Consider the following 14,278-nt stretch of genomic DNA (forward strand, 5'->3'; position numbering starts at 1 on the left):
TTAAGAAAATTTTAAGGCTACTTCCTCTGCCAATGTTTTATACTATTACTATTGCCTATTTATTAAAGTGAATTATGAAACGTAATTGGGATATGATTAGATCGATCCTACTAAAAGTAGAAGAGCTTGAGCCTAATGCACTTTTAAATTTAGATGTCTTTCCAGTAGATAAACATCATGAAATTTCTTACCATTTAGAGATCCTCGAGGAAGCAGGTGTATTAATAGGAAAGATTCATAAAACGCCTGGTGGCTCTCCACATGGTTTTCATTTAATTCGGCTTACCTGGCGTGGCCATGATTTACTAGAATCTATCCGTTTAGAGCCTCGCTGGGTAGAAATAAAAAAGCAACTTCATGATAAAAATATAGAATTGAATCTAGAAAATATCTTGTTTATTGCACAAGCGCTTACAAGAAAATCATTAAAATAACCAAAAGACTGTGAATTTATTATTGTATAGATAAGATACCAGTCTCTCGTTAACGCTCTTTTAATATCTAACTGCCCGGCAGCAAGTTTCAAAAGAAGTTATAATCAATTAAGAAAATATTTATGAAAGTAATTTCGTAGGCTGTGCATTTTTCCTCTACTAAGGCAATAAATGAATAAAAATTGTATCCATCTGCTATTGACAGTAGTTTACGGGATCATAATTTTCATGGCATTTACTCCCTATCGTATAGGATTTTTGATTCCTCTGGCTTTGGGGGGCTTTTATGCAATTTTGCTTAAGAGCAGTTTTAAGAAAGCATTTTTCTTAGGATTTATTCTAGGTACAATTATTGCCGGCAGTGCTAATTCTTGGCTATTTATTTCCTTTTATACTATCCATGATTTTGGATTTTTAACCACTTTTTTAATTATTATTTTATTTAATACCTATTGTGCTTTGTATTTTGCTTTATGTTCTTGCTTTTTTGTCAAAACAAAAAAAGAGAAATTAACTATTATTAATCCTTTAATGTTTTCGCTTTATTGGGTGATATTTGAATGGTTAAAATCCAATCTTCTAACCGGATTTCCTTGGGCATTAATTGGTTATAGTCAAATTGATATGCCAATTGCTTATCTTGCTTCTCTTGTAGGCGTTTATGGGGTCGGGTTTGTAACTATTTTTGTAGGCTGCCTGTTAGCAGATGGCGTTGTTCAATATAGCCTGAATAGACAAGTGCCGCTATTAAATTTAATTCTTGCTTTAACTCTCTATTTTAGTCCTTATCTTTTGTCTTATGTGCATTGGACTAAAAAAGATAAAATGCGAGAAGTACAAGTAAGTATTTTGCAGGCAAATGCAGATGTTAAGCAGAGAACCAATATTTTATATTTTAATAAGATTTTAAATTTTTATATTTATAATACTTATCAGTCTAATAGCTCACTAATCATTTGGCCTGAATCTTCTATACCTCAGTTACAAGAAGGTGAGAAATTTTTTCTTAAAATGATTGATAAACTAAAATCAAAAAAGCAGGGATTGATTTTAGGTACAACGATAAAAGCGCCGGAGAATAAGAAATATAATGTCATTTTAAGTTTAGGTCTTGCTCAAGGTAGATATTTAAAAAGACATCTTGTCCCTTTTGGAGAATACATTCCCTGGGAATGGCTTAATAAGCTGTTTTTTAAGTTTTCCTCGCTGGAATATAATATGATTCCTGGTCCTGCTTATCAAAGTTTCATTGAATTTAATGGAATTAAAATAGCTTCCTATAATTGCTATGAAGTGGCTTTTTTTAACTTAATTCGTAATCAGTTAAATGGCGCAGATTTAATTTTAGGTATCAGTAATTATAGCTGGCTTGGACGCTCTTTTGCTATTCAGCAACATATAGAGATAGCAAGAATGCTATCATTGCAAGCTGGAAAATATCAGATTGTTGCTAATAATAATGGTTATTCTGCTATTCTAGATGAGCAAGGACGAGTTATAAATTTACTTCCTAATAATTATCAAGGCGTGTTAACTGTGAAAGTCATTCCGACTAAAGGTACCACGCCTTGGACCTTGCTAGGTGATGAAATAATCATCCTTATTTTTTTAGTTATTTTACTTCTAAGTATAAGAAATAAGCGTATAAAAGACCCCTTTACTGCTTAACCGTCTAAATACAAAAGACGTTAAGAAATTTTATTTTTTAATGCTTTAGGTTTTTCTAGTGTTTCATTCTGCATAATATTAATTATTTCTTTACCTAGTAATTCGCGAAATTCTGGTAATAAATTTGCTGAGACTACTAAGTAAGGCGTATGGTTATAATCACTTAGAAAGCAAATATCTAAGAAATAATCAATATTTAATAAATCATGTTGTACAGGCTCAATGTTTTTATTTTTTAAGTTGAAGAGAGGCAGCTTTTTTTTGTTTTTATGCCAATGAAAAAAATTATCTAATACATTTAAGTTAATTATAAAGTTACTGCGTTTTTTCATTGCAGCAAGATTAGCCACCTGGCTTAATAATTGAGGATTTAGTTTAAGGGAGGGGAATAACCTCGCATACAAAGACATGGCTATTTTAGTAAAAAAATAGATTAAGCGGTTATGTGGAATAGTTTTAAAATTCACACAGGCAAGCTTAAGTAAAGCTGGGCATTGTTGATAAGGCGCTGTATTAATAATTGTTTTTTGTACTTGCTGGGCTAGATTAAATAGTGAGGTACTTCCATTTAAAGTTAGTTTAATAGGTTCAAGTTTTAAAAAGCAGCCAATCGTTTTATCATATAAAGGATTATCACGCGCTGATTTAACGATATTAATAAAAATTGTTTCTTTTCTAGTTTGGCAGACTTTCGCTAGGGCTCTTCCTAGGATAGCGCTGAGTGCTTCATTTAATCCAAAATGATAATGAGTGCAAAAATGAATTAAACTATTAATAGCTTTTTTTGGTAACTCTAAATAAGTGGAATAAGGCATTTGAACCTTAGCCATATTTTTTATTATATATTGCGAAGGAAAGTTGACAAATCCAGCATTTTTTAAATAATTTAGCCAAAACTGCTGATCCTTAGCTGAATAGCCATCTAATATAAGTTCATTTTCTACATATTGCCGATAAGATTTATCATTACCTATATTGTTAATAAGCTCTAATTTATTATAGGCGAGGTAATATTTAGATAACTCAGACCAAAGTATATTTATTGAGGCGCCATCTGAAATCATATGAGGCAAACAAACTTGAAGCTCAGTTATATTATTTTTTAAATAAAATACCTTTACCCTAAGCAGAGGTTTTCCTTCTGGCCATAAATGATAATTCAGCAGTTCAAGAATGGAATTAGTTAAAGCTGTACGGCATTGCTTTTCATCGTATTCTCTAAGATCAATTTCTTCTGGCGTAATAACTAATTTCTGTTGTAAATATTGACCAGGTTTAAATTTACAGATGTGATAAGAAAGTACCTCATGTCTTTTTAATAGAATAGTCGCTGCATAATGGAATGCATCTTTATTAAAAGGGCCTTGCAGACGTTTGCGCGAAATAATATTTAATTTTTTTGCTTTTGGTTCAAACGTATTAGAAAGCCAAAGTAATAATTGAAAATGACTTAGAGGTATAATATTGGTAGTTATAAGAGAATTCTTTATATGTCTTTTATGACGAGTAGATTTTAGCTTACTAACTAATGCTGCTAATTCAGCAATGGTCGGTGCTTGATATAATTCTTTGATTGTTAAATTTTTATCCAACATTTGATTAATCTTGGTCAGAATACGTGCGGCAATGAGAGAATGTCCACCTAGTTCAAAAAAATTATCATGAATGCCAATCGGATTTAGATTAAATTCTTCAGCCCAGATTTCAGTTAATGCCTCTTCTAACTCATTCGTTGGTGCTAAATAGCGCCGATTAGGATGAAGTTTGGGTATAGGTAATGCTTCTCTATCCAATTTACCATTTGCATTGAGTGGAAACGCATCGACTACTATAAAAGCCGCTGGAATCATATAATCATTTAAATGTCTTTTAAGATATTGCTTGATTTGGTGAGTTCCAGGATTTATTTGCTTGTCTTTTAAAATATAATAGGCAATTAACTGTTTCTCATTTAGGTGATCCGGCTGCGCAATAACAACAGCCTCACAAATAGCAGGATGATTTGTTAGACACCGTTCTATTTCTCCAAGTTCAACTCTAAAACCGCGGATTTTAATTTGATGATCAATACGGCCTAAAAGCTCATAATTTCCATCTTTTAGGCGACGACATAGATCACCTGTTTTATATAAGCGATTATTAGAGGCTTGTTTAAAAGGATGGTTAATAAATTTTTCATTCGTAATTTGTGGTTGATTAAAATAACCTCGTGCCAGACAAATACCACCGATATAAAGTTCTCCAACTTCGCCAGTTGGGACTGGATTTAAATCTTTATCTAGAAGATAAAAATCGATATTGTTTCCAGGCTTGCCAATAGGAACATCTGGGCGCAATGAATGAAGGCCTGCGTTACTTACTCTAAATAAAGAAACGCCTACGGTTGCTTCAGTAGGCCCATATTCATTAATTAGTTTATGGTGTGGGTAACGTGCAAGCCAAGAGGAACATTCAAGGGTATGTAAAATTTCGCCTCCTAAAACAATAAGTTTAAGATCAGGTAAGTCAATGAAATTGCTCTGCACCTCATATAACAACACACGAAAAAAGCTTGGTGTTAACTTAACTACATTTATACGCTGGGCTTTAATGAATTCTAAATAGCAGGAGGGACTTTTTTTAACTTCATCATCACAGATAATAATTGTCATGCCTAGCATAAGAGGTACAAGGGTATTAGCTATTGCCATGTCAAATGCATGACTGGATGAAAAATCAATGCGCTGACTGGGTTGGCAATGACAAAAATCACCGAACCAAAGGCCAAAATTAACCACACTTTTATGCTCAATTAAAACGCCTTTAGGTTTACCTGTAGAGCCTGAAGTATAAATAATATAAGCTAAGTTTTCGATTTGACTCGTAATACTTAAATTTTCTAATGGATAGGTATGCAATACTGCAAAATCAAGGGTAACAATTTGACCTTGATAGTGGCGAAACCTTTCTTTTAAATCTTTAGTAAGCAGCAAAAAGGGGATTTCATTATCATTTAACGTACTGATTATACGTTCTTCTGGATGAGAGGGATCAAGAGGAATGTAGGCGCCACCTGCTTTCAAAATGGCAAACATTCCAATTAAAAGCTCTATTGAACGCTCCATGCATAAGCCGATAGGTATTTCCGCTCTTACACCCAATTTCTGTAAATAATGAGCCAGCTGATTGCATTTCTTATTAAATTGTTCATAAGTTAATGACTGTTCATTATAACTAACAGCCAAGTTATCTGGATTTAGATTAACTTGCGCTTCAAAGAGTTCATGAATAGTTATATTGGAATTACGAATTTTCATATTCTATAATCCCCCCTTATTAATCAATTTTAGCCTAAAAATTAGACAAACGTTATTAATAATATATTCATTAATCGTGCCATAATCAGCGGCAATAAAGTTATTGGCGTTATTTCAGAATAGAAATAACTAAGTTAAGGCAAAATAATCATATTTATGATGGGCCTTCTTTACTAAGAAGTTTATAAGTTTAATTAAAAATAGAAATGATACGTGGATTAACAGAAGAGCTGTATTTATTTATAAATAAGCAATGGACCTAGTTAATTGGTAAATAATTTATTTAGGGCTAGGTGATGTATTTATAGGAGAATTAAAATAAGTTGTCATCACTTTTAAAATCATAGCAATCACAACCATATACATTCCTATACATGTAATTAAAGACGTTATTGTTGGTTGTTTAAAATATATGTTACATAAATCATCGTAGATATTTGCCATTGTTTTATAGACATTTTTACCTTGCTCAATGATCTCTTCACCTTCTTCCTCGGTTAGAGAAATTTTATCAACTTGGCTCATCATATTGTTATAAACATCTAGCGAGCTCTTTCCATTAGGCAACTTTGCTGCTGCTTTGGAGAAATCATATTGATTAACTGAGATTTGATAATAACCTGGTATCCTATTACTTGGCTCAATATATTTAGTTTTAATAATATTTCCGCCATGCATAAAACCAGCAACGTGAAATAAAAAATGTGCTAATAAATTTTTAGGCGTTAATTTTTCTATATCTTTAAGATAATTTTTAGTGGCTAAAACTATGTTGCTTTCCTCAATAGTATCAATGTTTACACCTAACTGCTCTAAATCCTTTTGTATTGCTGTAGTACGCCATAGTTGATTAATATAAGATAAGGCAAAAAAAGGGCTAATTTCGGACTTACCTTCAGTTGATAAGTTTTGCAATTGGGTTTCTATAGTTTTTATGATAAAAAAATGCTGGATTAGCCGAGCTACATATGGGCCTTTCGGGATTTTTTTATCTTTAAAAAGGTACTGCGTTTTAAATCGATGATGTTCAGCTTTCTGATGTTCCTCAGTTAGTTTTCCTGGCTTTCCATCTTTGTATGTTGCATGTAATAAAGCTTTACTGAAAAACATCAAAAATTATCCTTTAACGTCATCTAATGGTCGCGTATCTTATACTAAATAGTATTTAAGGCTCAACGTTTTTTAATTTCTTCTGAAGAATAAATATATTTAGAGCGAGCTAATTAATTAATACTGATACCTTAATTTATAACTTGCTAAAATATAGCCAATTAGTATTTAAATAGGATGTAAGAATTATTCTCTACCTGTTAAGCTTATTTAATAGGCTTGTCTACTTTCGAGAGTGACACTGGTGGACAATGATATTCAGCAGTAAGTTTACCATCCATATCAATGGACTGTAGCTTAATTGGAAATTTCCATAAAGTATAGAGATGCTTTAATACTTCCTGGGTGGTTGCAGCAAGGGGAACATTATTACGTTGAACATGATGTAAGGTTAAAGAGCGATCACCTTCAGTATCGACTGAATAAATTTGAATATCGGGTTCTAAATAGCCTAAATTATATTGCCTAGATAGGGCTTCTCGAACAGATTGATAACCCAACTCATCATGAATGGCATTAACAACAATATCCGTATTTTCATCATCATCAATGATATGGAAAAGCTTTAATTCCCGAATTAGATGGGGAGATAAATATTGAGCAATAAAACTTTCATCTTTGAAATTACGCATAGCGGTATCTAAACCTGTTAGCCAATCAGTATTGGCTAAATAAGGAAACCAGTGCTTATCTTCTGCAGTAGGATTTTCACAGATACGCCTAATATCCTGCATCATATGATAGCCTAATGTGTAAGGGTTAATACCACTATAATAAGGACTGCTGAAAGGGGGTTGTCTGATGACATTTGTATGGTTTTGTAAAATCTCTAGCATAAACTCATCAGCAAGCAGGCCCTCATCGTAGAGCGCATTAATTAAAGTATAATGCCAAAAGCAAGCCCACCCCTCATTCATTACTTTAGTTTGCCCTTGTGGATAAAAGTATTGGGCAATCTTACGTACAATTCTAATAATTTCACGCTGCCAAGACTGTAATAAGGGTGCATTTTTTTCTAAAAAATAAAGTATGTTTTCTTGTGGCTCGAGCGGGAATCGCTTCTCTTCTTTAGAAGACTTCGCTTGTTTGCCTTGAGGAATTGTCCGCCATAACTCATTAACTTGTGATTGAAGGTAAATTTCTCTATTTTGTTGACGAATCTTCTCTTCTTGAATCGACAATGCTGGCGGATGCTTATAGCGATCTACGCCATAGTTCATTAAAGCATGGCAAGCATCAAGTACGCTTTCGACTTCATCGATACCATAGCGCTCTTCACATTCACTGATATAATTTCTGGCAAAAACTAAATAATCTATGATGGCATCTGCTGATGTCCACATTTTAAATAAGTAATTGTTTTTAAAAAAAGAATTATGGCCATAGCAAGCGTGTGCAATAACTAAAGCCTGCATTGCCATGGTATTTTCTTCCATTAAATAAGCAATACAAGGATTAGAATTAATCACTAATTCATAGGCCAAACCCATCTCGCCACGCTGATAACTCTTTTCTACACCAACAAAATGTTTCCCAAATGACCAATGATGATAACCAATAGGCATGCCGACAGAGGCGTAAGCGTCCATCATTTGCTCAGCTGTAATGATCTCAATTTGGTTTGGATAGGTATCTAGTTTAAAATCACGAGCAAGCCGGCTCATTTCTCGATCGTAAGCTTGAATTAGCTCAAAAGTCCAATCAGCACCAGTTGATAAAGGCTTTTTCTTCTTTCTCATACTGTCTTCCTCTTAAACAGCTCGCGAAACACAGGATAAATATCAGCAACATTATCAATATTCTCCATAGCAAAATTAGCATATTTTTCTCGGATCTGCTGATAAACTTCCCAGAGGCTTTGATGGTGCCTAGGCATAATTTCTATATAAGCAAAATATTGTAAAAGTGGCATTATTTTTTCTTGTAATAATTCTTGGCAGTAAGGTGAATCTGCATTCCAGTTATCGCCATCCGATGCTTGAGCTACATAAATATTCCATGAAGCAGCTGGATATCGGGCTTCAATAATGGTACTTAAAAGCTCCAATGCACTAGAAACGACAGTACCACCTGTTTCCCGTGAGTAAAAAAATTCATCTTCACTCACTTCTTTGGCTGACGTATGATGGCGAATAAAAACCAAGTCAATTTTTTCATAATTTTTCGTTAAAAAAAGATATAAGAGAATAAAAAAACGTTTAGCAATGTCTTTTTTAGCCTCATCCATTGAACCAGAAACATCCATAATACAAAACATTACAGCTTGTGTTGTTGGAGTAGGGATGCGAATTCGATTATTGTAACGCAAATCAATAGTATCTATAAAAGGAACAGCTTTTATTTTCTTTTTGTAAAATTCAATATCTCGTTGTAAACGTAAAAGTTCTAAACGATCCGGTTTTGACTGAGCTTCTAAGCGTTTTAATTCCTCTTGGGCTTGACGCAACTTTCTTTTATAAGGTGCCGCAAGCGCCATACGCCGACTGGTGGCTTGGCGCATAGAACGCACAATATTAATATTAGTGGGTACCCCACTGGTCGTTACGCCTGCTCGGACAACTTTAAAATTCCTAATTTTGGCTAAATCTTTCTTGATTAAATCAGGTAATTCTAAATCTTCAAAATATAGTTCTAAAAATTCTTCTCTAGATAGCTGAAACACAAATTCATCTTCGCCTTCACCATCTTTACTTGCCTGGCTTCCTCCTGACCCATGCCCACCTTGATTCGGGCGCTTTATTCGATCACCTGCAATAAATTGATCATTGCCTGGTAAAACTCGTTCAACCTGGCCACCATGACCATTCCTAAAGGTTGGTTCTGAAATATCTCTTGCAGGAATACTAATTTGCTCACCTTGATCAATCTCAGTAATACTACGTCGGCCTACAGCGTCTGACACGGCACGTTTAATTTGATTTTTATAACGCCTTAAAAAGCGCTGCCTATTGACAGTGCTTTTTTTGCCGGCATTTTCTCGGCGGTCAATAAATTGTGACATGACTTAGTATTTCTCCTCACCCGATTCTCTCGTTTAAGGCAAGTAATCTTATGATTACTTATCTGTTATTGCGATTTTCTTACACGCAAATACCATTCACAAAGTAGTCGTACTTGCTTGCGGGTGTAACCTTTCTCTATCATACGTGCTATAAATTCTTCATGTTTCTTCTTATCATCTTCAGATGCTTTCGCATTAAAAGAGATAACTGGTAACAAATCTTCTGTATTGGTAAACATTTTTTTCTCAATGACAGTTCTAAGTTTCTCATAACTGTTCCACATTGGATTTTTACCATGATAATTAGCACGGGCGCGAAGCACAAAATTTACAACTTCATTACGAAAGTCTTTTGGATTGGAGATTCCAGCCGGTTTTTCAATTTTTTCTAATTCAGCATTTAATGCGCTGCGATCAAAAATTTCGCCTGTATCGGGATCGCGATAATCTTGATCTTGAATCCAAAAATCAGCATACGTGATATATCTGTCAAAAATATTTTGGCCATATTCAGAGTAAGATTCTAAATAAGCAGTTTGAATCTCTTTACCAATGAATTCAACGTATTTTGGCGATAAATACTCTTTAATGAAGGTTAAATACTTCTCATGTAATTCTTGTGGAAATTGCTCTTGTTCAATTTGTCTCTCAAGTACATAGAGTAAATGTACTGGGTTAGCTGCGACCTCACTATGATCAAAGTTAAAGACTTTTGATAAAATTTTGAAAGCAAATCGGGTAGAAATACCACTCATGCCTTCATCTACTCCGGCAAAATCACGGTATTCTTGATAAGATTTTGCTTTAGGGTCGGTATCTTTTAAGCTTTCGCCATTATAAACACGCATTTTTGAATAAATACTTGAATTTTGAGGCTCTTTTAGACGAGTTAAAACAGAAAATTGTGCCAACATATCCAAAGTTCCTGGCGCACAATGAGCATTTACTAAGGAGCTGTTATCAATAAGTTTTTCATAAATTTTTATTTCTTCTGAAATGCGTAAGCAATAAGGGACTTTGACGATATTGATTCGGTCTATAAAAGCCTCATTGTTTTTATTATTACGAAATGCCTGCCATTCAGACTCATTAGAGTGCGCAAGAATAATGCCTTCAAAAGGAATAGCAGATAAGCCTTCAGTGGCATTGTAATTGCCTTCTTGAGTTGCTGTAAGCAGAGGATGTAATACTTTAATAGGCGCTTTAAACATTTCCACAAATTCAAGTAAACCACGGTTTGCGCGACATAATCCACCAGAATAGCTATAAGCGTCTGGATCGTCTTGCGAAAATTCTTCTAATTTGCGGATATCCACTTTACCTACTAAAGATGAAATATCTTGGTTGTTATCATCGCCTGGCTCAGTTTTTGCAATAGCAATTTGCTTTAATCGGGAAGGTTTAAGTTTTACAACTTTAAATTGATTAATATCACCATTGTATTCATGTAATCGTTTTACCGCCCAAGGAGACATGACATAACGTAAATAACGCCTTGGGATGCCAAAGCGCTCCTCTAAAAGCTCAGCATCTTCTTCTGGATTAAATAAGGATAAGGGAGTATCAAACACAGGTGAGCCTTTAATGGCATAAAAAGGTACTTTCTGCATTAAGTCTTTTAATTTTTCTGCTAAGGAAGATTTCCCCCCTCCAACAGGGCCAAGTAGATAAAGCACTTGTTTGGTTTCTTCTAATCCTTGAGCAGCATGCTTTAAAAAGCCTACAATCTGTTCAATAGGCTCTTCCATGCCAAAAAATTCTCTGAAAACCGGGTATCGATGAATCACTTTATTAGAAAAAAGTCGAGATAAAACAGGATCATGGCGAGTATCAATCACGTCGGGCTCACCTATAGCCATTAATAATCGCTCTGCAGGATTAGCATAGGCAGAAGGATCTTGACGGCATAGCTCTAAGTATTCGCTTAAGCTCAGCTCTTCTTCCTTGTTATCAACAAAGCGTTTAGTGTAGCTGGTTAGAAAATCATGCGTATTCATTTTGCTATCCTCTATGACGTTTCCTTGGAGGAAAACGCTAATTCTTCTTTTATTAATTCAGTGGTAAATTTGTTAAACTAGTTATAATTTAGTATAGAACTAATTAACCAAAAAGTTTAAAAAATTACACAGAATCAAATCATTATTTATTAGCATCCAATTTTATTTTCTGTAACCGGAGTATTCATCATGCCAGACACCACTGTTTTTTTGAAGGACTATACACCACCAAATTTTACAGTAGAAAATATCTACTTAAATTTTGATCTCCATGATGATTATGTATTAGTCGAAAATAAAATGTCGCTTAAGCGAGTGCATCCAGGATTACTACATCTATATGGTGATGAATTAGAATTAGTCAGTATCGCTTTAAATAATGAGCCGCTCACTGAGAAGGATTATAGCTATAAAAATGATGATTTGCTGCTTAATGATTGTCCTCGCGAGTTTACACTAACGATTGTAACCCGTATTTATCCACAAAAAAATTCTAAACTTTCAGGCCTTTATCGATCAAATCAATTATTTTGTACTCAATGTGAAGCAGAAGGATTTCGCCGCATAACATTTTATCCTGACCGACCTGATGTTCTTTCAACTTTTACCACCCGTATTACGGCTGATAAAGAAAAGTATCCAATTTTGCTTTCCAATGGCAATTTAATAGAAGCAAGTGAAGCAGAAAATGGCCGACACTGGGTTGTTTGGCAGGATCCTTTTAAAAAACCTTCTTATTTATTTGCTTTGGTTGCGGGTAATTTGGCTTGTATATCTGACGAATTTACAACTTGTTCAGGTAAAAAAGTTGATTTAAGAATTTATGTTGAACCTGGAAATGAAGATAAATGCGCTCATGCTATGGCTTCTTTACATAAGTGTATGCGCTGGGATGAGGAAGTCTATGGTCGCGAATATGACTTATCAATCTTTATGATTGTGGCGGTTAGCGATTTTAATATGGGTGCTATGGAGAATAAAGGGCTCAATATCTTTAATTCTAAATATATTTTAGCCAGACCAGATACCGCAACAGATCAAGATTTTGCTGACGTCGAAGGGGTGGTCGCTCATGAATACTTCCATAATTGGACCGGAAATCGAGTAACTTGTCGAGATTGGTTCCAATTAAGCTTAAAAGAAGGTTTGACTGTATTTCGTGATCAGGAATTTTCACGTGACATGAACTCCCGTGATGTCAATCGTATTTTAGATGTAAAAGTACTAAGAACAACTCAATTCCCTGAAGACGCAGGCGCAATGGCGCATCCTGTTAGACCCCAATCTTATCAAGAAATTAATAACTTCTATACATCGACTGTTTATAACAAGGGTGCCGAAGTTATTCGGATGCAGCATACTTTGCTAGGTAAAGAGGGATTTCGCCGTGGTATGGACTTGTATTTTAATCGCCATGATGGGCAAGCGGTAACTATCGATGATTTTGTAGCAGCCATGGAAGATGCTAATAATGTCGATTTTACGCAATTTAAACGTTGGTATAGCCAAGCGGGTACGCCTACTGTTGAAGTAACAAGCGCCCATGCGGATAATACATTAACTCTTACCTTAACTCAAAGTTGTCCTCCAACCGCAGAATGCCTTGAAAAACAACCTTTTCATATTCCAATCCGAATTGCTTTATTCGATCAAAATGGTAAATCATTTTCGTTAGAGCGAGATTTATTAGAATTACGTGAGCGACAACAAACTTTTACATTTAAAAATATTACAACCAAGCCTGTGATTTCTCTATTACGGGAATTTTCAGCACCAATTAAGATACAAAGAGAGCTTAGTCAGGATGAGTTATTAGCTTTATTGCGTTTTGAAACGGATGGATTTGCTAAATGGGATGCCGCTCAATGTTTAGCACTCTCTTGTCTTGCAAATTTTTGCAAAACGTCAAACGATCAGTGGCAAATTCCAACTCAGTTAACTGCTGCTTTTGCACACGTTTTACAAGATGAATCATTAGATCTTTCATTACGTGCTGAATTAATAATGCCACCTGATTTTGAAGAAGTTGCTACGTTTGTCGAAATTGCCGATGTCGGCGTAATTGAAGCAGCGCGTGATTTTTATCGCGCTGCATTAGGAATGTCACTTTATAAGCATGCACAGGATGTGTATGGCTTATTATGGTCACGCGAAGAGCATGCTATGAATGCTAAAGCTTATGGGCAAAGAAAACTTCGTAATGCTTGCCTATGGCTCATGATGAAAGCTAATGAACAAGCTACGTTAAATACATGTCAAAAGCAATTTGCCGAGTCCCGTACTATGTCTGATCAAGTGGCAAGTTTTGCTCTATTAAATAATTGTTCAATTGATAAGGTACAAGAGAAGGCAGTAGCGGAATTCTATGCGCAGTGGGCCCATGATGAATTAGTATTAGATAAGTGGTTTGCAGTACAAGCAACAAGCGAATTACCCAATACTTTAACTAAAGTAAAAGAATTATTAGGTCATCGTGCTTTTTCCTTTACAAATCCAAATAAGGTAAGAGCGGTAATAGGGGCATTTATACAGGTTAATCCAAGGCATTTTCATGCGCTAGACGGTAGTGGTTATGAATTCCTAGCCGATATGTTAATTAAACTTGATGCTATTAATCCCCAAGTTACAGCTCGCCTAGCAACGCCTTTTACTCGCTGGCGCCGCTATGATGAAAAAAGGCAATTACTTATGTATGAACAGTTAAAACGCTTAGAAACACATCCTTTATCGCGAGATTTAAGTGAAATTGTTTCAAAAAGCCTAGAGGTCTAA

The 14,278-nt window shown here is 34.7% G+C and carries 8 protein-coding genes; 3 read left to right on the forward strand and 5 right to left on the reverse strand.

All coding sequences use genetic code 11. From position 1 onward, the window contains the following. The first annotated feature begins 74 nt into the window (after positions 1-74). Positions 75-434: a DUF2513 domain-containing protein gene (locus ACQUW5_RS04685; protein ID WP_444990057.1), complete on the forward strand. Its 360-nt coding sequence runs from the start codon at positions 75-77 to the stop codon at positions 432-434. A gap of 171 nt (positions 435-605) precedes the next feature. Next, positions 606-2,102, forward strand: a complete 1,497-nt coding sequence (gene lnt / locus ACQUW5_RS04690; protein ID WP_444990058.1) for an apolipoprotein N-acyltransferase — start codon at positions 606-608, stop codon at positions 2,100-2,102. A 20-nt stretch (positions 2,103-2,122) separates the two neighbouring features. Here the strand turns inward: lnt and ACQUW5_RS04695 are convergent, their stop codons facing one another. The 5 genes from ACQUW5_RS04695 to ACQUW5_RS04715 form a co-directional block, all read right to left on the reverse strand. Then, the gene (locus tag ACQUW5_RS04695) at positions 2,123-5,398 is read right to left on the reverse strand and encodes a non-ribosomal peptide synthetase (RefSeq protein WP_444990059.1); all 3,276 of its coding nucleotides are present in this window, start codon (positions 5,396-5,398) and stop codon (positions 2,123-2,125) included. 279 nt (positions 5,399-5,677) lie between these two features. After that, positions 5,678-6,508 (reverse strand): biliverdin-producing heme oxygenase, encoded by an 831-nt coding sequence (locus ACQUW5_RS04700; protein WP_444990060.1) that lies wholly within the window; start codon positions 6,506-6,508, stop codon positions 5,678-5,680. Between the two features lie 206 nt (positions 6,509-6,714). After that, the gene (locus ACQUW5_RS04705) at positions 6,715-8,247 is read right to left on the reverse strand and encodes a SpoVR family protein (RefSeq protein ID WP_444990061.1); all 1,533 of its coding nucleotides are present in this window, start codon (positions 8,245-8,247) and stop codon (positions 6,715-6,717) included. Further along, entirely contained in the window at positions 8,244-9,509 is a 1,266-nt protein-coding gene (locus ACQUW5_RS04710) for a YeaH/YhbH family protein (RefSeq protein WP_444990062.1), read from the reverse strand. Before ACQUW5_RS04710 ends, ACQUW5_RS04705 begins: the two co-directional genes overlap by 4 nt. A 65-nt stretch (positions 9,510-9,574) precedes the next feature. Continuing rightward, on the reverse strand, positions 9,575-11,506 hold the full coding sequence (locus ACQUW5_RS04715) for a PrkA family serine protein kinase (protein WP_444990063.1): 1,932 nt from the start codon (positions 11,504-11,506) through the stop codon (positions 9,575-9,577). Positions 11,507-11,695: 189 nt separating this feature from the next. On the opposite strand from ACQUW5_RS04715, the gene pepN reads away from it, so the two are divergent. Beyond that, positions 11,696-14,278 carry an aminopeptidase N gene (gene pepN / locus ACQUW5_RS04720; RefSeq protein ID WP_444990064.1) on the forward strand — a complete coding sequence of 861 codons (2,583 nt, stop codon included), beginning with the start codon at positions 11,696-11,698 and terminating at the stop codon, positions 14,276-14,278.

It is taken from the genome of Legionella pelazae (assembly GCF_052527395.1).